This is a genomic window from Peptostreptococcus sp. (assembly GCF_036639115.1).
Taxonomy (GTDB): domain Bacteria; phylum Bacillota; class Clostridia; order Peptostreptococcales; family Peptostreptococcaceae; genus Peptostreptococcus.
Map to the genome: position 1 here is coordinate 19,082 of NZ_JAVWJH010000001.1, position 22,038 is coordinate 41,119.

At 31.8% G+C, this 22,038-nt stretch carries 17 protein-coding genes and 1 riboswitch; of the genes, 15 read left to right on the forward strand and 2 right to left on the reverse strand.

Translation table 11 applies throughout. The features are described 5' to 3' along the window. The first annotated feature begins 40 nt into the window (after positions 1 to 40). From RR561_RS00075 to RR561_RS00090, 4 genes are all read left to right on the forward strand, one after another. A complete protein-coding gene (locus RR561_RS00075) occupies positions 41 to 1,102 on the forward strand; it encodes an NAD(P)-dependent alcohol dehydrogenase (RefSeq protein WP_332505335.1) in 1,062 nt (353 codons plus the stop codon). 197 nt (positions 1,103 to 1,299) lie between these two features. After that, positions 1,300 to 2,202 (forward strand): GTP-binding protein, encoded by a 903-nt coding sequence (locus RR561_RS00080; protein ID WP_332505337.1) that lies wholly within the window; start codon positions 1,300 to 1,302, stop codon positions 2,200 to 2,202. Between the two features lie 221 nt (positions 2,203 to 2,423). Further along, positions 2,424 to 4,646 carry an SF1B family DNA helicase RecD2 gene (gene recD2, locus RR561_RS00085; RefSeq protein ID WP_332505339.1) on the forward strand — a complete coding sequence of 741 codons (2,223 nt, stop codon included), beginning with the start codon at positions 2,424 to 2,426 and terminating at the stop codon, positions 4,644 to 4,646. 43 nt (positions 4,647 to 4,689) lie between these two features. Beyond that, positions 4,690 to 5,496: a ComF family protein gene (locus RR561_RS00090; RefSeq protein ID WP_332505341.1), complete on the forward strand. Its 807-nt coding sequence runs from the start codon at positions 4,690 to 4,692 to the stop codon at positions 5,494 to 5,496. Positions 5,497 to 5,960: 464 nt separating this feature from the next. On the opposite strand, the gene RR561_RS00095 is transcribed toward RR561_RS00090, so the two are convergent. Next, complete coding sequence (locus RR561_RS00095) at positions 5,961 to 6,485, reverse strand: folate family ECF transporter S component (RefSeq protein ID WP_332505343.1); 525 nt, start codon at positions 6,483 to 6,485, stop codon at positions 5,961 to 5,963. Between the two features lie 442 nt (positions 6,486 to 6,927). After that, on the reverse strand, positions 6,928 to 7,389 hold the full coding sequence (locus RR561_RS00100) for a GNAT family N-acetyltransferase (RefSeq protein WP_332505345.1): 462 nt from the start codon (positions 7,387 to 7,389) through the stop codon (positions 6,928 to 6,930). Positions 7,390 to 7,832: 443 nt separating this feature from the next. Here RR561_RS00100 and RR561_RS00105 point away from each other — a divergent pair, with 443 nt between their 5' ends. From RR561_RS00105 to abc-f, 11 genes are all read left to right on the forward strand, one after another. Then, a complete protein-coding gene (locus tag RR561_RS00105; RefSeq protein WP_332505347.1) occupies positions 7,833 to 8,339 on the forward strand; it encodes a hypothetical protein in 507 nt (168 codons plus the stop codon). A 369-nt stretch (positions 8,340 to 8,708) separates the two neighbouring features. Beyond that, positions 8,709 to 11,402, forward strand: a complete 2,694-nt coding sequence (secA, locus tag RR561_RS00110; RefSeq protein WP_332505349.1) for a preprotein translocase subunit SecA — start codon at positions 8,709 to 8,711, stop codon at positions 11,400 to 11,402. Between the two features lie 119 nt (positions 11,403 to 11,521). Further along, a protein-coding gene (gene prfB, locus RR561_RS00115; protein WP_334309569.1) for a peptide chain release factor 2 occupies positions 11,522 to 12,641 on the forward strand; the annotation gives its coding sequence in 2 pieces (ribosomal slippage) (positions 11,522 to 11,587 and positions 11,589 to 12,641; 1,119 coding nt in all). A 21-nt stretch (positions 12,642 to 12,662) separates the two neighbouring features. Beyond that, positions 12,663 to 14,819, forward strand: coding sequence for a Tex family protein (locus RR561_RS00120; RefSeq protein ID WP_332505353.1), 2,157 nt, complete (start codon positions 12,663 to 12,665; stop codon positions 14,817 to 14,819). Positions 14,820 to 14,878: 59 nt separating this feature from the next. Then, positions 14,879 to 14,998: riboswitch (FMN riboswitch) on the forward strand. Positions 14,999 to 15,084: 86 nt separating this feature from the next. Further along, a complete protein-coding gene (locus RR561_RS00125; RefSeq protein ID WP_332505355.1) occupies positions 15,085 to 15,702 on the forward strand; it encodes an ECF transporter S component in 618 nt (205 codons plus the stop codon). Between the two features lie 317 nt (positions 15,703 to 16,019). Next, a complete protein-coding gene (locus tag RR561_RS00130) occupies positions 16,020 to 16,928 on the forward strand; it encodes a phosphate acyltransferase (RefSeq protein WP_332505357.1) in 909 nt (302 codons plus the stop codon). A gap of 258 nt (positions 16,929 to 17,186) precedes the next feature. Further along, a complete protein-coding gene (tsaE, locus tag RR561_RS00135) occupies positions 17,187 to 17,642 on the forward strand; it encodes a tRNA (adenosine(37)-N6)-threonylcarbamoyltransferase complex ATPase subunit type 1 TsaE (RefSeq protein ID WP_332505359.1) in 456 nt (151 codons plus the stop codon). Beyond that, on the forward strand, positions 17,642 to 18,364 hold the full coding sequence (gene tsaB, locus RR561_RS00140) for a tRNA (adenosine(37)-N6)-threonylcarbamoyltransferase complex dimerization subunit type 1 TsaB (protein WP_332505360.1): 723 nt from the start codon (positions 17,642 to 17,644) through the stop codon (positions 18,362 to 18,364). Before tsaE ends, tsaB begins: the two co-directional genes overlap by 1 nt. A gap of 160 nt (positions 18,365 to 18,524) precedes the next feature. Next, positions 18,525 to 18,971 carry a ribosomal protein S18-alanine N-acetyltransferase gene (gene rimI, locus RR561_RS00145; protein ID WP_332505361.1) on the forward strand — a complete coding sequence of 149 codons (447 nt, stop codon included), beginning with the start codon at positions 18,525 to 18,527 and terminating at the stop codon, positions 18,969 to 18,971. Between the two features lie 5 nt (positions 18,972 to 18,976). Beyond that, positions 18,977 to 20,023: a tRNA (adenosine(37)-N6)-threonylcarbamoyltransferase complex transferase subunit TsaD gene (gene tsaD / locus RR561_RS00150; protein WP_332505362.1), complete on the forward strand. Its 1,047-nt coding sequence runs from the start codon at positions 18,977 to 18,979 to the stop codon at positions 20,021 to 20,023. Between the two features lie 16 nt (positions 20,024 to 20,039). Further along, positions 20,040 to 21,971 carry a ribosomal protection-like ABC-F family protein gene (gene abc-f, locus RR561_RS00155; protein ID WP_332505364.1) on the forward strand — a complete coding sequence of 644 codons (1,932 nt, stop codon included), beginning with the start codon at positions 20,040 to 20,042 and terminating at the stop codon, positions 21,969 to 21,971. Positions 21,972 to 22,038 lie beyond the last annotated feature (67 nt).

Sequence of the window (22,038 nt, forward strand, 5' to 3'; positions counted from 1 at the left end):
ATAGGATATTATGAATATTTTACAATGGAGGGATTTTGATATGAAGGGTTTTGCAATGCTAGAAATCGGTAAGGTGGGCTGGATTGAAAAAGAAAGTCCAAAGTGTGGTCCAATGGATGCTTTAGTTAAACCAATTGCTTTGGCTCCATGTACATCTGATGTACATACTGTATGGGAAGGCGCTGTAGGTGATAGAAATGATATGATCCTAGGACACGAATGCTGTGGTGAAATTGTGGAAGTAGGCGAATTAGTAAAGGATTTCAAGGTGGGTGATAGAGTATTGGTGCCAGCGATAACACCTGATTGGAACTCTTTAGAAGCCCAAGCAGGCTATAGTATGCACTCTGGTGGAATGCTAGCAGGATGGAAATTCTCAAACTTTAAGGATGGAGTTTTTGGAGAAATATTTCATGTAAATGATGCTGATGGTAACCTAGCTCTTTTACCAAAGAATATAGAGCCAGAAGAAGCTTGTATGCTATCAGATATGGTTCCTACAGGTTTCCATGGAGTTGAACTTGCCGATGTTCAGTTTGGTGATGAAGTGCTAGTAATAGGTATCGGACCAGTTGGGCTGATGGCAGTTGCTGGTGCAAACTTAAGAGGTGCATCAAGAATTATAGCTGTTGGAACTAGACAGGTATGTATAGATGCTGCAAAGTTTTATGGAGCTACAGACTTTATTAGCTACAAAGATGGCCCTATAGCCAAGCAGGTATTGGACATGACAGACGGTAAGGGTGTTGATAGAGTCATAATAGCTGGTGGTACTGTGGATACATTTGCAGAAGCTGTGGAATGCCTAAAACCAGGTGGAAAGATTGGTAATGTAAACTATCTTGGTTCAGGGGATTATGTTAAGATACCTAGAGTTGAGTGGGGCGTAGGTATGGGACATAAGGATATAAGAGGTGGTTTGATGCCAGGTGGAAGACTTAGAATGGAAAAATTGGCCAAGTTAGTATCTGTAGGTAAGCTTGATTTATCTAAGCTTATAACTCATAGATATGAGGGCTTTGACCATGTAGAAGAGGCATTGATTCTTATGAAAGACAAGCCAAGAGATCTTATAAAGCCAGTTGTAAGGATAGAAAAATAGACATAAAATTAAATTTATTATATAATGTATCTGTTGGAAGAGTTGATATACACAGGTCATTATAGATATCATAGATGGCCCGTTTTTACGGGCCTTCTTTATTGGTATTATTGAAATTAAACATATAAATCAAATAAAATATCAAGTAAATACTTGCTTGGAAGGAGGAGAAAGGTAGATTTACCTTTCAAATATATATGAAAATTTTGGTTGTATCAGGATTTTTAGGCGCTGGAAAGACTACTTTTATAGAGAAAATGACAAAAAAAATAAATAGAGAGTTTGTCGTTTTGGAAAATGAATATGGCGAAGTAGGCATAGATGGTGATTTGCTCAAAAGAGATTATGATAAGGTTTGGGAAATGACAGAGGGTTGTATATGTTGTTCTATGAAATCTGATTTTGCAAACTCTGTAATGACAATATCAAATGCAGTAGATCCAGATGTTTTAATAGTTGAACCTACAGGTGTGGGAATGCTAAGCTCTGTGATGAATAATATTAAGAAAGTAGAATATGATAGAATACAAATCTTAGAGCCAATAACTATAGTAGATCCAAATTGTATAGATATTTACAAAGAAGAGTTTGGTGATATATTTACAGATCAAATAAAAAGTTCTAATATGATAATCATATCAAAGACTGAAAATCTAGATGGACCGGCAATTGAAAAAGCAAAAAAATATGTTAGTGATATAAACCCAGATGCAGAAATTTTTACCGGGGACTATTCTAGATATGATGATATTTGGTGGGAGGAAATTCTTCAAAAAAATTGGACGTCTAGAGAAGATAAAGTAAAAGAAGGGTTTGTGGATAGTAAAATTGAAAATATCGGATTTACAAATGTTTCCTTTGATGACTTGCTTAGCTTCCAGAGCAATATGGCAGCGGTAATGAGAGGAAGATTTGGAAATGTAATCAGGGCAAAAGGTTTTTTGAAAATAAATGATGTTTGGACAAAACTCGATATTGTTGGAAATACATACACATTGACAAAGATAGAGCCAATGTATAATTCTAAGATAATATTAATAGGCACTGATTTGAATAAAGAAGAATTAACGATATTATTTAAACAAAATGAAAGAGAATAAATAGTTAAAAGTAAAAACAAAAATAAATATCGATTTAATTCTAGAAAAAAACATGATATAATTTGAACAAAATAAGTTTTTTATTCAAGTTATAAATATTAATTGATAAATAAATTTAATGAAAATCTCATATTAATAATGAAATAAAAAATTAAGTGGAAATAAAATAAAAATAAGGTTAAAATAATAAAGAATTGACTAAATTACATCAGGAGGCATTTATGGAAAAGTTTGAAGGCACAGTTTCAGACGTTGTTTTTTACAATGAAGATAATGGATATACTGTAGCCAAAATAAAAACTGAAGATTTTACAGAAGTAATCACGGGGATTATGCCTGGAATCGCCACTGGTGAAAATATAGAAATAGAAGGAGCTTGGAATATTCACGATACATATGGTAGACAGTTCAATGTTTCGTCATATCAAGTTGTGGTTCCATCAACAATTAGTGGTATACTTTCATTTCTCTCATCAGGAGTAATCAAGGGCGTTGGAGAAAAAATGGCAAAAAAGATAGTGGATATGTTTGGTATACAGACATTGGAGGTAATACAAAAACACCCCGAAGAACTCCTGAAAATTGACGGTATAGGACAAAAAAAGTTGGAGCCAATAATTGAAAGTTACAATGAAAATATGGGTGTGAAAAATGTTATTGTTGCACTTTCTCCATACGGAATAAGTCCAAAGCTAAGTATGAAAATATTTAAAAAATATGGATCAAGGTCGCTAGATGTTGTAAGGAGCAATCCATATCAACTTATAGATGATATAGTTGGTATAGGGTTTAAAGTAGCAGATGACATAGCTAAAAACTCTGGCATAGAGGCTGATTCTAGATATAGAGTTGAACAAGGCATTATACATGTTCTCAAAGCATCAATTAATAATGGGCATACATTTCTCCCTGAAGAAGTGGTGACAAATGAAGCGGTAGATCTTCTTACTGTAGATACCGAAACAGTGGAAGAATCAATATTTGAACTTGCTCTATCTAGAAAAATTGTTCTTGAGAGCTATGGTGGATATAATATTATATACCTTGCGAGATACTACAAGGCAGAACTAGATGTGTGTATGAATTTAGTCAAACTATCTAATGCAGAACATAGAGATGTCAAAATTGATATAGAATCTGAGCTAGAAGAGTTTCAAGAAAATGAGGGGTTATATCTTGCTACGGCACAGAAACAAGCAGTGAGAGCAGCTTTTGAGAATGGTGTAATGGTATTGACAGGTGGACCTGGTACAGGTAAGACTACAACAATCAACACCATTATTAATCTATTTAAAATAAATCATAATAAGGTGGTTCTTGCAGCACCAACTGGAAGAGCTGCTAAGAGAATGACAGAAACTACAGGTGTAGAAGCCAAGACTATACACAGACTTTTAGAGATGGCTTTTGATTCTGATGATAGGGTAATATTTACAAAGAATCAAGAAGAACCTATAGAAGCTGACGTCATAATAGTTGATGAGGCATCTATGATAGATATATTTTTGATGGATAACCTTCTAAAGGCCATGAGCCCAAAGACAAGATTGATAATTGTGGGTGATGCGGATCAGTTGCCTTCAGTGGGAGCTGGAAATGTACTTGCAGATATTATTTCATCAGATGTGATAACTACTATAAGATTGAGTGAAATTTTCAGACAGGCTCAGGAAAGTGATATAATAGTAAATGCTCATAGAATAAACCATGGTCAAGATATTGTAGCGAATAAAAAGGATAGTGATTTTTTCTTTATTAATAAAGAAAGTGATGACGAAATTCTTCGTGAAATAGAGAGTTTATTGAGTGGAAGATTGGGAAAATTTTATAAGTTAGATTCATTAAAAGATATACAAGTACTATCCCCTATGAGAAAGGGAATTGCAGGGGTGAATAATATGAATGTAGAGCTTCAGAAAGTATTAAATCCAAGCTTTAAATCGAGGCAAGAAGTTGAATTGATGAAAAGAATATTTAGAGTTGGTGATAAGGTTATGCAGATAAAAAACAACTACTCTAGAACTTGGAATAATGAAAAGGGAACTGATCATGGAGAAGGCATTTATAATGGAGATATAGGATATATATATCATATAGATAAATCTGCAAAGACGATATATATATTATTTGATGAGTATAAAATTTTCAAATATAAATTTGATGAACTAGATGAACTAGAACACTGCTTCTGTACAACTGTCCACAAAAGTCAAGGTAGTGAATTTCCTGTGGTAATTATGCCTATGACTTGGGGACCGCCAATGCTTTTAAGCAGAAATCTTTTGTACACCGCTGTTACCAGAGCGAAGAAACTAGTGGTAATTGTAGGTAGAAAAAAGTATATGGATTATATGATTTCCAATAATAGAAATAATGATAGATATTCCAATCTCGGTTATAAATTAGGAACATATAAAAGAAATGATATTTTAGAAATGGAATAAAATTTAAAAGAAAAATATCAGTGCCTCCTAAAAGGGAGGTACTATGTATTTTTGTAGAAGGTTTTTTATAAGTTTTATGAAAATAATAGAAAAATTAATAGAAAAAATATATCCTAAGAACTTAAATTGTATATTATGCAATATGCCGATAAGTAGAAAAAATAAATATTCAATGTGTAAAAGTTGTTTTGAGAAAATAATTTTTATTAAAAATCCATGTGAAAAATGTGGAAAAGCAATTATAAATTTAAGTTTGGATGAAGAGGTATATATTGAGGCCTGTCCTTATTGTAAGGATAAAAATTTTTTATTTGATAGGAATATTTCTATTTTGGAGTACGGAAAGCTCTCCAAAAAATTGGTGTTTTATTTAAAATACAGTAAGAAAACTTATATATCCAAAATAATGGCTGAAATGATGTTTGATTCCTTGTCTGAATCAAATAAACTGAAAATGTTAGAAGAAGTAGATTATATTATATATGTACCGCTGAGTAAAAAAAGGTTTAAGCAAAGAGGTTTCAATCAGTCTCAAAAATTAGCTATGTATTTTTCCAATATGGTGGGGATAGATTGTGTGGATATGTTGATAAGAAATAAGGACACAAAGAAATTACACAAACTAAACTATAAAAGACGTAAAAAAGAGTTGAAAAATGTATTTTCTGTGGATAAAAAATTTATAAATAGAATTCAAGATAAAAATATACTTTTGATAGATGATATATTTACCACAGGAACTACAGTAGATGAAATAAGCAAAATTTTGAAACTAAATGGTGCGAGTAATATAATTTCTTTAACATTTTTAACGGGAAAATATATAAAAGATATTGACATAAATATATAAAAGATATTGACATTTAGTTAAGAAACATTTAAACTAAATAGGTATTTAGGTCTGTGGTTGAAAGTCCAAGCCAGTCGCGGGCAAAGGGATCCACGTAAGCATCATAAAAAATTATAAAGATGTGAGCATGGCGCGGCTTAGAAGTAAGACCTGCCGATAATAAAATCGAGAGGATTAGTAGTGCGGCAAACCCAAAGCGAAAGTTCCAGCAGGCGAGTGTGGGGTCAAAGATCAGGTCAGCTAAATACAAAAGCTTTCTTTAATTTTTTAAGGAGAGCTTTTTTTATTGCAAATTTATTAAATAATATAAGATTGCAATAATTTGGCTGAGAGTTTAAGCATTTATGATTGTAAAATCAGATAATTATTGATTGAATATACTTAATAAGAGTTATTTTTAAAATAAAAATTTAGAAAAAAGACAGTGCATAAGCACTGCCTTCAAACTATTAAAATAATTTATTTTAACGTATTAAATTTTGCTTTTCTATCACCTTGCCACATCCATATATAAGTGCAACTTTGATAGGGAACATTACAATAAACTTAATAATTCTAGGTATTGCAAATATTTTTGCTCCATACATGACGCTTAGCCATATAGGTGTAAGTAGTAGTGTAATTACAACTCCTTCAACCAATACGCAAAGTGCAATTCTTTTAATCGATAATTCCTTTTTGTATAAAAATAATCCATAAATTATGCCGCTAAGTATTGCATTAAGTGTAAAACCAGGGAAAAATGGACCCGTTGGTCTAACTATGTATTGTATTATGTCTGAAACGCCTCCTACTAAACCTGCAATGAGAGGGCCATATAGCATACCAGCCATTACAATTGCTAAAAATCCGAATGAAATTTCCATTATATTACTAATCACTATTCTCAAAAAATCAACTATAACTGCAATTGCAATCAATAATGCTGATCCTGTTAAAGTACGGATGTCTTTAAGACTTGCGCCTTTTAAACTAAATTTTTCCTTCATTTGTTCACCTCCTAACGAACGTCAATTTCATAATATACTATTATTGTATAAAAATCAATGATTGTATTTTTATTTATTTTTTTAAATAAACAAAGTAGTTAGCTTTTTAAAAAGATATGTTTAATTCTTAAATAATAGATAAATTAAATATAATTCGCATAAAAAACTTTTAAAATAAATTGCTTATAATTGAAATAATGGATTCCTAAATAGCTCGATATATTTATTATGGTTTTTATATATTATGATATTGTGTATCCTTCTAATAAGGAATTCTTTAGCTATATATTTTAAATTTTTTTTATGAAAAGTAGATTGGAAGCATACTTCTGTCTACTGGCTCTTACAAGATGGATAAATATTTTTTACAATAAATCTGACTTAAAAAAGAAATGTCTTTTAAAAGTTAATATATATAAATTTAGTATATGTATAAGTTTAGCTATAAAACTTTAAACATAGAAAAATTAACGAAAGATTCTTTATTTAGAGCAACAAGCTGAGGTTTTTCAACTTGATAACCACGATCTTTGAAAAAATTTTTTGCACTAATTGAAGAGTGGACCTGAATTTTTTTGATGGAATTTTGTCTGGCATATTCTTCCAAAATATCACAGATTCTAGAAGCGATTCCTTGACCTTGAAAGTTATGATGAACAAATAAATGGTCTAGGTAGCCATTAGAATCAATGTTTCCATAACCGACAATATTTTCATCAATAATAGCTACAATAGTGTATAAATCAGTGAAAAAATTTGGATTATTTAGAAGTTTATGCTTTGAGCTCGACCATGCATTCACTTGAGATTTAGAATAATCTTTTATATTAACATTGATAATTGTATCAGTAAACAGATTGACAAGATCATTTAAATCCTTTGGTTGATATTTTCTTATTTTCATAAATCCTCCATATTCTTAGTAATACACAAATAAAAATATCTAAATTTTAAATATATGTGTATAAAAACTAATTATATTATAACAGTAATTTTAAAAGAAATGAGACTTATATATAGATAAGCTCACCATAAAAAAATATAGAGATATAAAAAGATATAGAGATATAAAAAATATGAGAATTAAAAGTATATTATATTGCTACTTTATGTCTAAAGTATAGCAATGAAGTATATATAAACTATACAAGGCTATATACTCTTGTATATACTTAAACTTTATAGAATGCCTAAAACAAATCATAAAAGTGCGGTTTATAAAATAAAAAATAATTGTCGATAAACAGATTTTTGAAAAATAAAAAGATTGCTATAATAAGAAAAATGTAATATTATTTATTACACAGACAAAACATTTATAATAATAAAATTTAAAGGAGGGTAAGAATGAAAAAAAACTATAAGCTATATAATATATTTTTTCCAATATGGATATTATGGTTAATCCCTACAACGTGGATTTTTGCAATACCCATTAATTTTGTTTTTGATTTCTTTGTGCTTTATTTTACGATAAAACTATTAAAGTTGGAAAACCCATTTTCAAAATCAAAAAAATCAATAATTTCGGTTTTTATTTCGGGATTTATTGCGGACTTTATAGGATCAGTACTATTAATTATTTTAGCTACTAGTGGTTATCTTAATAGTGCTTGGAGTGACTATTTATTCGAAAATCCTTTCTTATCAGTACAGTCCTTCCTTTTAATGCTGTTTTTTGTAATAATATCAGCTATATGTATTTATTTTTTGAACTACCGCTTTAGTTTTAGAAAAATAGATATAGACAATAAAGACAGGAAGAAAATTTGTTTAAGTCTGGCAATATTTACAGCGCCATACTTTTTCTTTTTACCAACAGAGATAGTTTACAATATATTATCGATAATATAAATTATTTATAAGTTAATTTTGTCTAATTTATATTAGAAAATAAAAAATATAGTAAGTAAGAAATAATTAAAAATAGAAAATGTAGTATTTGACAATTTTTAAAGGTAATTTAAAGGTATTTATTGTAATATATACCCTGATCAAATTAATATAGTAAATATAGATTTATTGATTTTAAATTTAATCTGAAATAATTGCTTTATAATAAGTTATAAATTTGAGAAAAAGATGATTAAAAAATAGAAATACTAAGGATATAATTAGTACTATTTATATTGTGAGAATTGATTGTGGGTATTAATATATCAATATTTATGATAAAATAAACTATGTATATGAATTAAGGAATTTAACTAAGGAGATGTGCGAATGAGTTTTTTAGAGAGCCTTTTTAATATGGCAGATAAGAAAGATTTAAAACAATTTAAAAAAATTGTTGATCAGATAGATAATGTTGGGGACAAGTATGCAGCTATGACAGATGAGCAGTTGCAGGCTATGACTCCAGAATTTAAAGAAAGATTAAAAAATGGAGAAACAGTAGATGATATATTAGTGGATGCTTTTGCAGTAGTAAGAGAAGCTTCTACTAGAATATTAGGTCTTAGACACTTTGGAGTTCAGCTAATAGGTGGTATAGTTCTTCATCAGGGACGTATAGCAGAGATGAAGACTGGTGAAGGTAAGACACTTGTGGCAACTTGTCCAGTGTATCTAAATGCCCTTGAAGGTAAGGGCGTTCACGTTATAACAGTAAATGATTACTTGGCAAAGCGTGACCGTGACCAAATGGCAAAAGTATATGAGTTTTTAGGACTTTCAGTAGGAGTAATAGTTCACGGACAGAATCCTCAGGAAAGAAAGAAACAATACATGTGTGACATCACTTATGGTACAAACAATGAGTATGGTTTTGACTACCTAAAAGATAATATGGTAATACATGAAGAGCAGATGGTTCAAAGAGGACTAAACTTTGCTATAGTCGATGAAGTCGATTCAATACTTGTCGATGAAGCTAGAACTCCTCTTATTATTTCTGGACCTGGAGATAAGTCAACTCATCTTTATTCAGATGCAAATGTATTTATATTGACACTAGATGAAGAAGACTATGAAAAAGAAGAGAAAGATAAAGCTGTTGCCCTTACTGAGTCAGGAATCAGAAAGGCAGAAATCTATTTTAATGTGGATAATATAACTACATTAGAGCATACAGAACTTTATCATCATATAAATCAGGCACTTAAAGCACATACAATTATGAAAAAAGACGTTGATTATGTTGCTAAAGAAGGTGAAATAGTAATAGTTGATGAATTTACTGGTAGATTGATGTTTGGTAGAAGATACTCTGATGGTCTACATCAGGCAATTGAGGCTAAAGAAGGTCTAACTATTCAAAGAGAATCAAAGACTTTGGCCACTATCACATTCCAGAATTACTTTAGAATGTACACAAAGTTATCAGGTATGACAGGTACAGCTAAGACTGAAGAAGAAGAATTTAAATCAATATATAAAATGGACGTTTTTCAGGTTCCAACAAACAAGCCTATACTAAGAAAAGATAGTCCAGATGTAGTATATGCCAACCAACTAGCAAAATTCAATGCGGTTGCAGATGATATCGCAGAGAGACATGAAAGAAAACAACCAGTTCTAGTAGGTACTGTATCAATAGAAAAATCAGAACTTCTATCAAGCATACTTACTCAACATGGAATCAAGCATGAAGTACTTAATGCTAAGTTCCATGAAAAAGAGGCAGAGATAATTGCTCAGGCAGGTAGATTAGGAGCTGTGACAATAGCGACAAATATGGCTGGTAGAGGTACAGATATAGTTCTTGGAGGTAATCCATCTTTCATGGCTCTAAGAGAAATGAAGAGACTAAACTTTACTGATGAAATGATCAATAGAGTAAACTCAGCAAATGAAATAGCGGGTGTTGAAGATAATGAAGAATATGATGCTGCTAGAAAAACATATAAAAAGCTTTATGATGAATTTAAAAAGGAAACAGAAGAAGAACAACAGCAAGTAATTGAGGCTGGAGGTCTTTGTATACTGGGTACAGAAAGACATGAATCTCGTAGAATAGATAACCAGTTGAGAGGTCGTGCTGGTCGTCAGGGTGACCCAGGTGATTCAAGATTTTATATAGCTCTTGATGATGATTTAATGAGATTATTTGGTAGTGAAAAGGTTCAAAAACTTCTTGGAAGACTTGGAATGGATGATGATACTCCAATAGAACATAGAATGCTTACAAAGTCTATAGAAAATGCTCAGAAGAAGGTTGAAGGTAAGAACTTCAGTATAAGAAAGCATGTCCTTGAGTATGATGATGTTATGAACAAGCAAAGAGAGATAATCTATGGTGAAAGAAAGAGAGTTCTATCAGGAGAAAATCTTCAGGAACAGATTCAGATGATGATGAGAGAAGTAATAACTGATGCAGTAAATATATATACAGATGAAAAAGATGTATTTGATTACCAGGCATTTAGAACTCATCTATATCGTAAGTTTGTTCCAGGTGGCGTGATAGATGATTTAAAACTATCAGAAATGACAGCTTCACAGGCACTAGAGGCAATATATGAAAGAATGCTAGAACTTTATGCTGAAAAAGAAGAATTTATAGGTTCAGAAAGAATGAGAGAAGTAGAAAGAATTATACTTCTTCAGTCTGTAGATAATCATTGGATAGATCATATAGATGCTATGGATCAGCTTCGTCAGGGTATAGGTCTAAGAGCAATAGGTCAAATTGACCCAGTAATAGCCTATAAGATGGAAGGTTTCGAAATGTTTGATGATATGAACGCAGTGATTAGAGAAGACACAGTAGCATATCTATTTAATATACAGGTAGAGGTTCCAGTAGAAAGAAAGGCTGTAGTAGATGTTGATTCACTTGAATCACCAGATACAGAAGAAGACTTTGAAGATAAAGCCAAGCAAGGTCAACAGGCGGTAGCAGAGCCAAAGGTTGGAAGAAATGATCCATGCCCTTGTGGTAGTGGTAAAAAATACAAAAACTGCTGCGGTAGATAATAGATAGAATTATCAAGACAGTATGTATATGTTTTACATACTGTCTTTTTTATCAAAAAATAAAGTAAGATAATCTAAGTGGAAAATTCTAATAGTAAGTAAAAGAGAGGGATGATAGTATGATCAATATTCAAGATTATAAGGCGGAGTGTGAAGAACTTTCGTCTAAGGTGAGAGAGCTGGGTGTTTCACTTTGACTTGGATAGTCTAAGAGCAAGGCAAGCGGATATAAATACAATGATGGAAGAGCAAACATTTTGGGAAGATAGCGAAAATGCTAATAAAGTGTTGCAAGAAAATAAACATATAAGCAAAATGTTGGAAGAGTTCAATAGTTTGATAAAATCTCTAGAAGATATCGAAGTATTAATTGAGTTGAGTGAAGATATGACCAGTGAAGAAGAGGATCTAGAAATTCATGATTCTATGGAAGAACAAATTAAAAAGACTAAAGCTAAGATGGATGAGATGACACTTCAAATGCTATTTTCAGGTGAATATGATGGCAATAATGCAATATTATCTATAAATTCAGGTACGGGTGGATTAGATGCTCAGGATTGGTCTCAGATGCTACTAAGAATGTATATTAGATGGGCTGAAGATAGAGACTATAAGGTGAAACTGATAGATCTTATATCTGATCCTGAGGCTGGAATTAAGACAGCTACAATATTGGTTCAAGGGAAAAATGCTTATGGTCATCTAAAGAGTGAAAAAGGGGTACATAGACTTGTGAGGATGTCCCCATTTGATTCATCGGGCAAGAGACACACATCATTTGCATCAATAGATGTAACTCCAGAGCTAGATGATGACGTTGATATAGAACTCAACCCATCGGATCTTAAAATAGATACATATAGAGCGTCAGGAGCAGGTGGTCAGCACGTCAATACTACTGATTCAGCTGTAAGAATTACACATCTACCTACAGGGGTAGTGGTGTCATGTCAAAATGAAAGAAGCCAGCATACCAACAAAGATGTTGCAATGAAACTATTGATTGCAAAATTGATTCAAATAAAAGAAGAAGAGAAAAAAGAAAAAATTGACGATATTCATGGTAAATATAACCAGATAACTTGGGGCAGTCAAATCAGATCGTATGTATTTCAACCCTATAAACTGGTTAAAGACCACAGAACCAATACTGAAAATGCAAATGTTGATGCAGTAATGGACGGAGAGCTAGACTCTTTTATGTATGCATATCTTAGGGAACATATCAGCAAATAAATATAAAAGAAGAGGTAAAAAATGGATATAGAAAAGATTTTGTGTAGTGACTTAAAGCTTAAAAAGTTTCAGGTGGATAGCACGATAAAACTAATAGATGAGGGAAATACAATTCCTTTTATAGCTAGATATAGAAAAGAAATGACTGGAGAGATGAGTGATGTTCAGCTCAGAGAGTTTGGCGAAAGACTTACTTATCTTAGAAATTTAGAAAGTAGAAAAGAAGATATTAAAAGATTAATAGATGAGCAAGAAAAGTTAACAGATGAAATAATTGAGAATCTTGAAAAGGCAATGACACTTCAAGAGGCAGAAGATATTTATGCACCTTATAAGAAAAAGAAGAGAACTAGGGCGGCCATTGCCAAGGAAAGAGGTTTGGAATCTTTGGCAGCAATGATACTTCTTTCTAATAATGTAGATCTGTCTAAGGAAGCTGAAAAGTTTGTAGATGCAGAAAAGGGTGTAGATGATATAGAGATAGCTATACAAGGTGCAAAAGATATAATAGCTGAGCAGATGAGTGACAATGCTGATATCAGAAAATTTATCAGAAAAAACACCTTGGAAAGAGGTATATTAGCATCTAAGGCGAAAAATGAAGAAGAAGACTCAGTTTATAAAATGTATTATGATTTCTCAGAAAACATAAAAACAATACCACCTCATAGAGTACTAGCAATTAATAGAGGGGAAAAAGAAGATTTATTGACTGTGAAAATAAGTATAGATGATTCAAGAATGATAGAATATATTATGTCTGAATATGTTGGAAATCAAAATATGGGGAATCTAGAGATTATAAGAGAAATAGCAGAAGATTCATATAAGAGATTGATATTTCCATCAATAGAAAGAGAAATAAGAAACCATCTTACTGAAATAGCACAGGAAAGGGCAATAGAAGTATTCGGTAAAAATCTAAATGGATTATTGCTTCAGCCACCTGTGAAAGATATTACTGTTATGGGATTTGACCCTGCATTTAGAACTGGATGTAAGATTGCAGTTGTCGATAAAAATGGTAAACTTTTGGATTATACTACAGTTTATCCGACAGCTCCACAAAATAAAGTTGATGCTGCCAAAAAAGAATTAAAAAAACTTATAGATAAATATAACATAGATATCATATCTATAGGAAATGGTACTGCTTCTCGTGAATCAGAAAAATTTGTGGCAGAAATGATATCAGAAATAGATAAAAATGTAAGCTATGTAATAGTAAATGAGGCAGGTGCATCAGTATACTCTGCATCAAAACTAGCCAATGAAGAACATCCTGATATCAATGTATCTATTCGTGGAGCAATATCAATTGCCAGAAGATTACAAGATCCAATGGCAGAGCTTGTTAAAATTGAACCTAGAAGTATTGGTGTTGGGCAATATCAACATGATGTAAATGAAAAAAGATTGACAGAAGTCTTAGATGGAGTGGTAGAAGACTCCGTAAATAAGATAGGTGTTGATGTAAATACGGCATCGTATTCATTATTAGAACATGTTGCAGGAATAACTCCTTCTGTAGCGAAAAATATAGTAGCTTATAGGGATGAAAATGGAGAATTTCTAGATATAAAGCAAATTAAAAAAGTTAAAAGACTAGGACCTGCCGCATTTGAACAGTCTGCAGGATTTATAAGAATAGCAAATTCAAAGAATCCACTAGATAATACGGGTGTACATCCAGAGAGTTACTCTGCATGTGAGAAGGCTCTTGAATTACTTGGATACACTATGGAAGATGTAAGGGATGAAAATATATCAGACATAGACTCTAGAGTCAAAAATTACGGACTAGCTAAGTTGTCTCTTGATGCAGAGGTAGGAGAAGCAACTTTAAAAGACATTATAGAAGAAATAAAAAAACCTGGCAGAGATATAAGAGATAGTGGTATCAAGCCAATACTTAGAACTGATGTCATGAAAATTGATGACTTAGAAGAAGGTATGGAACTAACAGGTACAGTTAGAAATGTAGTGGATTTTGGTGCATTTGTTGATATTGGTATTAAAAATGATGGTTTAGTGCATATTTCTAAGATTTCTAAAAGAAGAATCAAAACGCCTGCAGATGTTTTGACAGTAGGAGATATTGTCAAGGTTAAGGTGATTGGAATAGATATGGACAAGGGAAAAGTGTCTTTATCTATGAAAGATGTAAAGCAAGCTTAGTCGATTGTTTTGCTATTGACAATCTTGTATATAAGTTATATAATTAAATCAAATATAATATAAGTCTTCGGGGGTGGGTGAAATTCCCTACCGGCGGTTATAGCCCGCGAGCTAGATATTCTAGCTGATTTGGTGTGATTCCAAAGCCGACAGTACAGTCTGGATGAGAGAAGAATTTATTACAATTTGTTTATGTTGTAATCTAATCCTGAGGAATAATTTTCTTCAGGATTTTCTTATTTTCCCTCGAAAATAGGAGGATAAAATGGAAAAGGTAAACACAATAAGGGTTAGAAAAAAGAAATTATCTACACAATCAGTTGTAAAGGTAGGGTTATTATCGGCAGTAGCATTTTTGCTTATGTTTATTGAAATGCCTATACCGGGATTGTTCCCAGATTTTTTAAAAATTGATATTTCAGATATACCAGCACTTATAGCAGGTTTGGCACTGGGACCAGTAGCAGGTATATGTGTAGAGGTAGTGAAAAATTTCCTTCACACAATAGTAGCAACAACTACAGGTGGTGTAGGAGAGTTGGCCAATATAATAGTCGGAAGTGCATTTGTAGTATCGACTTCTTTTATTTACAGAAGAAAGATGAATATGAAGAGTTTGGTAATGGGATTTGTATGTGGTACTATATCAATAGTAGTTGTAGGTTCTATAGTAAATTACTTCATAATGTTACCGTTTTATGGTCAGTTGATGGGAATGGATGCGATTATAGGATTAGGAAAGGCTGTAAATCCAAAGGTTCATGATTTATTTACATTTGTAATTTGGTTTATAGCACCATTTAATCTTATTAAGGGAATAATGATATCATTATTATCAATTCCTCTATATAAAAAATTGGAAAAAATAATAAAAAATCAATAAAGCTAGTAAAAGTTGATAACATATAATAATCTGGACTATCTTGAAATCAAGGTGGTCTTTTTTATGTTAATTTATCTTAAAATTGAAAAAACTTAGATTTAATATCAAAATACCTTTAGAGTTTAGATTTATTCGCAAAATAGCTTTTTGAAAAGTGTTTATAATAAAAAAATAGTTTATTTCATTATTTATATTTAATTATATAAAAATGTTTTCGAAAAAACGTTACCATATGGCTGTACTTGTGATAATATATATTATATAAAGATATAGTCGGAAAAATATTTTGAATAGGGTTTTAGATAGGAGATTAAAGTATGATAAACCAAGATTATTTTATTAATTTAGCAAAAGAAAAAACAGGGGATGCAATTCAGACAGTAGCAGTAGCAGCTCCACATGATTTAGCGACTCTTGAATCACTAAGAAACGCGGTAGATCTAGGGTTTGTAAAGGTAATACTTGTAGGTGATGAAAATATTATCACTGAAGTAGCTAAAGATGCTGATCTAAACATATCAGATATGAAGCTTGTTCATGCAACAGACCTTCCTGATGCAGCACAAAAGGCTGTAGATCAGGTAAGAGAAGGACATGCCAGCCTTATAATGAAGGGTCTTTTAGATACTTCAGTAATACTAAAGGCTGTGGTAAAGAGAGAAAACGAATTAAGAACAGGGAAGACTCTAAGCTATGTAGGTATACTATTCAATGAAAATAAGGAAAAGTACTATCTAACTTCTGACGGTGCTATGTTGATAGCTCCTACATTGGAACAGAAAAAGGGAATAGTAGAAAACTCAGTAGAAGTAGCTCATGCACTTGGAATGGAATGCCCAAATGTAGCTATGATTTGTGCAAAAGAAAAATACTATGAAAAAATGCCAGCTACAGTAGATGCAACAGCTATTCAGAAGATGAACCAAGATGGTGAAATAAAAGGCTGTGTAGTAAGTGGACCACTACAGCTTGACAATGCTGTAGATAAGCACTCTGTAGAGATAAAGGGTGTAAAGGATCCAGTTGCAGGTAAGGCTGATATATTAGTAGTATCTGCTATAGAAGTAGGAAATGTTTTATTGAAGACTGCAAAATATCTAGGCGGATGGACATTTGGTGGTGTAGTTGTTGGAGCAAAGGTTCCAATTGTTGTATGCTCAAGATCTGATGGTGAAGCTGCAAAGTTAGTATCTATAGCTGCTGCTTGTATGATGGCTGCAAAATAGTAGATTTTATAAAAAAAACAGATGAAATACATAATGTTTTAGAAATATTGAACACTCTTTATGTAGAGTGTTCTTTTTCTGTACACTAAAAAATCTTGTAAAGACTTGCATATAAATGATATAATAAAAGGTGGTAATTTTTTATAGTAAATAAATTTTAAGTAATATATTGTTTTTTATAAGGAAAAAGATGCAAATAAAAAATAAAAATAAATACTTTATATATTTTATGAATGGATAATTAAAATGGGAGAAAAGATGAAAGAATTTTTTTTGGAAAATGAGGAGTTTACAAAAAAGCTTGGTCAAAAAATAGGCTCTAGTCTATTTCCTGGAGCAGTGGTCTGCTTAAATGGGGATCTAGGTGCAGGTAAGACTACTATGACAAAAAGCATTGCCCAGATGTTAGGAATTGAAGAAGACATTACCAGCCCGACGTTTACTATTGTAAATGAGTATATGGATGGAAATATTCCATTATACCACTTCGATGTATATAGAATAGGCTCTAGTGAAGAAATGTATGAGATAGGATTTGAAGAATATATAGATTCAAAGGGTATATGTATTATTGAGTGGTCAAATATAATTGAGGATATCCTGCCAAAAGATAGATTAGAGTTACTTATAACATATGAAAATGAAGGACGAATGGCAAGGCTAACTCCTTATGGAGATATATATGAAAAAATAGTCGAGGAGGTGGAAATTTAATGAATATATTGGGATTTGATACTTCGACAAAAGCTGCTAGTGTGGCTTTATTAAAAGATGATACACTTGTAGGTGAAATATTGATCAATGATAAAAGAACACACTCTCAAAAGCTTATGCCAATGCTTGAAAGTCTTTTTAAGCTTGCAGACATAACAGCAAATGATATTGATTTGCTAGCAGTGTGTATAGGACCTGGCTCATTTACTGGTCTTAGAATAGCTATGGCAAGTGTAAAGGCTATGGCTCATGCAAAGGATCTTAAAATAGTAGCAGTGGACTCCTTAGAGAGCTTGGCATTTAATATAGCAGATGTGGATAAAAAAATAATACCTATACTAGATGCTCAGGGAAGCAAGGTATACACAGCTAGCTATAAGTCAGAGGGTAGTGAACTGATAAAATTAGAAGAAATAGAAGTATTGGATATAGATGATCTATTAGAAAAAATAGAAAAAAATGGTGAAAAAACAATTCTGTTGGGAGAAGGAGTATATAAGTATAGAGAAAAAATAGAAAATAATTCTCTAGTGAGCATACCTTCACCAGACAAAAATATATCAAAAGCATCAAGTGTATGTGCTATAGCTTTAGAAAAATATAGAAAAAACATTGATATTCATACTCATTATGATATACTGCCTATGTACATTAGAAAGTCTCAGGCAGAAACTCAATACGAAGAAAAGCAAAGAAAAATGAAAGAGGCAACTGATAAATAAAAATATTTAAAGAAACTAAGGATTGCTTTTTATAGCTAAAATACGGATAAAAATGAATTTATTTTATTAAATTTGATTATATTATTGTGATTTATGCAAAAAAGTTATATTATTTAGTATGTTAGATAATTGTTTTATATAAAGAAACAGAGGAAATACGATGATATGTAGAAGTATGAATGCAAATGATATAGAAGGTGTATATGAGGTAGAAAAATCTGCCTTTGATGATCCTTGGTCGATATCAGCTATTAAAAATGAACTAAAGAATGCTTTGGCTAGATATCTTGTGGCTGTAGAAGATGATGAAATAGTAGGATATATCGGTTCTTGGTATATTATAGATGAGGCACACATTACCAATGTGGCAGTTCACAAAAATCATAGAGGAAAACACATAGGAGATAAACTTATGAGTTGCTTTATAGAAAAATGTGAAAAAGACGAGATAGATTCAATAACCCTTGAAGTGAGACAAAGCAATGAAATTGCAAAGAATTTATATAAGAAATATGGGTTCAAACCAGGTGGTATAAGGAAAGAATATTATAAAGATAATAAAGAAGATGCTATAATCATGTGGAAGCAGGTAAGGGAGGTGATTTAAGCATTATGAATACAGAAAATAAGGATATAAAAAATAAAGATATAATTACTTTGGCAATAGAGAGCAGCTGCGATGAAACGGCATGTGCAATTCTAAGAAATGGAAGAGAGGTACTGTCAAACATTATTTCTACCCAAATAGAAACACATAAGAAATTCGGTGGAGTCGTTCCAGAAGTAGCTTCAAGAAAACATATAGAAAATATTGACATAGTAGTTCAAGAAGCTCTTGATGAAAGCAATATGACATTTGATGATATAACACATATAGCAGTTACTTATGGACCAGGTCTAGTAGGTGCCTTGCTAGTAGGTCTATCATATGCAAAGTCATTGGCATTTACACTTAATAAACCTTTGGTAGGAGTAAATCATATAGAAGGGCATTTGAGTGCTAATTATATAGAACACAAAGATTTAAAACCACCATTTATCACTTTAATTGTATCAGGTGGGCATACTCATCTTGTAGAAGTAAAAGACTACGGAGAATATGAAATATTAGGTAAGACAAAAGATGATGCTTCAGGAGAAGCATTTGATAAGATAGCCAGAGCTATGGGGCTTGGATATCCAGGAGGACCAATAGTAGATGAATTGGCAAAGAAAGGAAATCCTCATGCAGTTGAGTTTCCAAGAGCTTGCCTTCATGAAAAGGGCTATGACTTTAGCTTTAGTGGGATAAAGTCATCGGTATTAAACTATTTAAATTCAATGAAAATGAAGGATATTGAAATAGTTCCTGAAGATGTTTGTGCATCTTTTCAGGCTGCAGTGGTAGACGTATTGACTCAAAAGACAATAAAAGCCTGTAAGGAAAAGGGGTATAAAACAGTAACTTTATCTGGTGGAGTAGCATCAAACTCAGGTCTAAGAGAAAAAATGAGTGAGATGTGTGCACAGGAAGGTATTGAATTGAAATATCCTCCTTTAATACTTTGTACAGACAATGCAGCTATGATAGGCTGTGCAGGATACTACAGATATATTAATGGAAGGAGAGATGGAATGGAATTAAATGCCATTCCAAATCTAAAAATAAATCAAGGATAGCGGAGGTATTATAGATATGATAATGTTGTCTTGCAACAACGTAACTAAGAGCTTCGGTGTAGAAACTATTCTTGAAGACATATCGTTTTCGATAAGTGAAGGTGATAAGGTAGGTATAGTAGGTGTAAATGGTACAGGAAAAACTACTTTATTTAAAATAATTACTGGAATTTACGGATACGATAGTGGAGAAATATATACTTCAAAAGCTTGTAGAATGGGATATTTGGAGCAAAATACAAATTTCCATTCTGACAAGACTGTTTATGAAGAAGTTTTAAAAGTTTTTAGCGATTTAATTTCGTCTGAGATTGAACTTCGAGATATGGAGCATAAGATAGCAGAGCTATCAAAAGCAGGGACTTCTCCAACTTCAGAACTAAAAAAATTGATGGATGATTATGGCAAAAAATATGAAAGCTTTGAAGAAAATCACGGATATAGCTATAAAAGTGAAGTAATAGGAACACTTAGAGGCTTAGGATTTTCAAAAGAAGACCTAGATAAGCAAATTGATGTATTATCTGGTGGAGAAAAGACAAGGGTTTTACTAGCAAAACTACTTCTTGGTAAACCATCCCTTTTACTATTAGATGAGCCAACCAACCATCTAGATGCAGAGGCAGTAGAGTGGCTTGAAGGATTTTTGAGATCCTATGAAGGAACAGTAATGATCATATCGCATGATAGATATTTCCTGGATCAATCTGTCAATAGAATATTTGAAATGGCAAATAAAAAGCTAACTGCATTTAACGGTAACTACACAGAATATCAAAAACAAGCAAAAATTCAAAAAGAAATTGAATTAAAAAGATATGAAAATCAACAACACGATATCAAAAAACAAGAAGAATCTATTGAGAGACTAAAGTCTTATGGTAGAGAAAAACACATCAAGAGAGCTAGAAGTAAAGAGAAGATGCTCAACAAGGTAGAAAAACTGGATAAACCACAGGAATATAGAAAAAAGGCTAAATTTAAATTCCACAGTGCTTCACAGAGTGGAAATGATGTATTAAGGGTAGAAAACTTAGAAAAATCCTTTGATGAAAGAGTTTTATTTAGGGGTGTCAACTTTGATATATATAGGGGTGAAAAAGTAGCTTTAATAGGTCCAAATGGAATTGGAAAGTCAACTTTATTTAAAATCTTGATGAGTGAAGAAAAATGTGATAATGGAGAATTTAAGATCGGTCAAAATGTAATTCCGGCGTATTTTCATCAGGAACAGAAAACCTTAAATCTTAAAAATACAATAATAGATGAAATATGGGATTCAAATCCGAGTCTAACTCAGACTGAGATAAGAAGCCTTTTGGGGGCATTTTTATTTAGCGATGAAGATGTATTCAAAGAAATCAATTTATTAAGTGGTGGCGAAAGGGCAAGGATAGCAATATTAAAACTGATTTTATCAAAATCAAATCTACTGCTATTAGATGAGCCGACTAACCATCTTGACATAGATTCTAAAGAAGTTTTGGAAGAAGCTTTGCTGGAATATGATGGAACTATTTTTACAATATCACATGATAGATATTTTCTTAACACAGTGATTGATAAGATTTTATTACTTTCACCAGAAGGTGTTACTGAATATCTAGGTAACTATGACTACTATATGGAGAAAAAAACTCAGCAAAAAGAAATGGAAATGCTAGCTGATGATTTAGATATTGAACAAAAAACGAAGACACAAATTAAAGAAGAGAAAAAACGCGAAAAGGAACAAAAACAGAAGGAAAATCAAGTAAGAAACCGCGTTAAGAAGATTGAATACGAAATTGAGTTACTTGAAAAGGAAATAGAGGGTTTAGAATATATGCTTTGCCAAGAAGAAATATATTCATCTCCAGAGAAATCCAAGGAAGTAAATCAGGAAAAAACCGAACATGAAAAAAAATTAAAGCACTTATATACGAAATGGGAAGAAATAATGGCATAAAGCTGTTTTAAATTTATCGAAAATATTGTATAATTAAGTGTATAGTAGTGTTTTTGTCTTAGTATGA

Coding starts and splice junctions, on each gene's coding strand:
- tsaB (WP_332505360.1), top strand. CDS start 17,642: ATGAATATATTGGGATTTGATACTTCGACAAAAGCTGCTAGTGTGGCT.
- abc-f (WP_332505364.1), top strand. CDS start 20,040: ATGATAATGTTGTCTTGCAACAACGTAACTAAGAGCTTCGGTGTAGAA.
- tsaD (WP_332505362.1), top strand. CDS start 18,977: ATGAATACAGAAAATAAGGATATAAAAAATAAAGATATAATTACTTTG.
- RR561_RS00100 (WP_332505345.1), bottom strand. CDS start 7,389: ATGAAAATAAGAAAATATCAACCAAAGGATTTAAATGATCTTGTCAAT.
- RR561_RS00130 (WP_332505357.1), top strand. CDS start 16,020: ATGATAAACCAAGATTATTTTATTAATTTAGCAAAAGAAAAAACAGGG.
- RR561_RS00105 (WP_332505347.1), top strand. CDS start 7,833: ATGAAAAAAAACTATAAGCTATATAATATATTTTTTCCAATATGGATA.
- RR561_RS00095 (WP_332505343.1), bottom strand. CDS start 6,485: ATGAAGGAAAAATTTAGTTTAAAAGGCGCAAGTCTTAAAGACATCCGT.
- RR561_RS00090 (WP_332505341.1), top strand. CDS start 4,690: ATGTATTTTTGTAGAAGGTTTTTTATAAGTTTTATGAAAATAATAGAA.
- recD2 (WP_332505339.1), top strand. CDS start 2,424: ATGGAAAAGTTTGAAGGCACAGTTTCAGACGTTGTTTTTTACAATGAA.
- RR561_RS00080 (WP_332505337.1), top strand. CDS start 1,300: ATGAAAATTTTGGTTGTATCAGGATTTTTAGGCGCTGGAAAGACTACT.
- tsaE (WP_332505359.1), top strand. CDS start 17,187: ATGAAAGAATTTTTTTTGGAAAATGAGGAGTTTACAAAAAAGCTTGGT.
- secA (WP_332505349.1), top strand. CDS start 8,709: ATGAGTTTTTTAGAGAGCCTTTTTAATATGGCAGATAAGAAAGATTTA.
- RR561_RS00125 (WP_332505355.1), top strand. CDS start 15,085: ATGGAAAAGGTAAACACAATAAGGGTTAGAAAAAAGAAATTATCTACA.
- rimI (WP_332505361.1), top strand. CDS start 18,525: ATGATATGTAGAAGTATGAATGCAAATGATATAGAAGGTGTATATGAG.
- RR561_RS00075 (WP_332505335.1), top strand. CDS start 41: ATGAAGGGTTTTGCAATGCTAGAAATCGGTAAGGTGGGCTGGATTGAA.
- RR561_RS00120 (WP_332505353.1), top strand. CDS start 12,663: ATGGATATAGAAAAGATTTTGTGTAGTGACTTAAAGCTTAAAAAGTTT.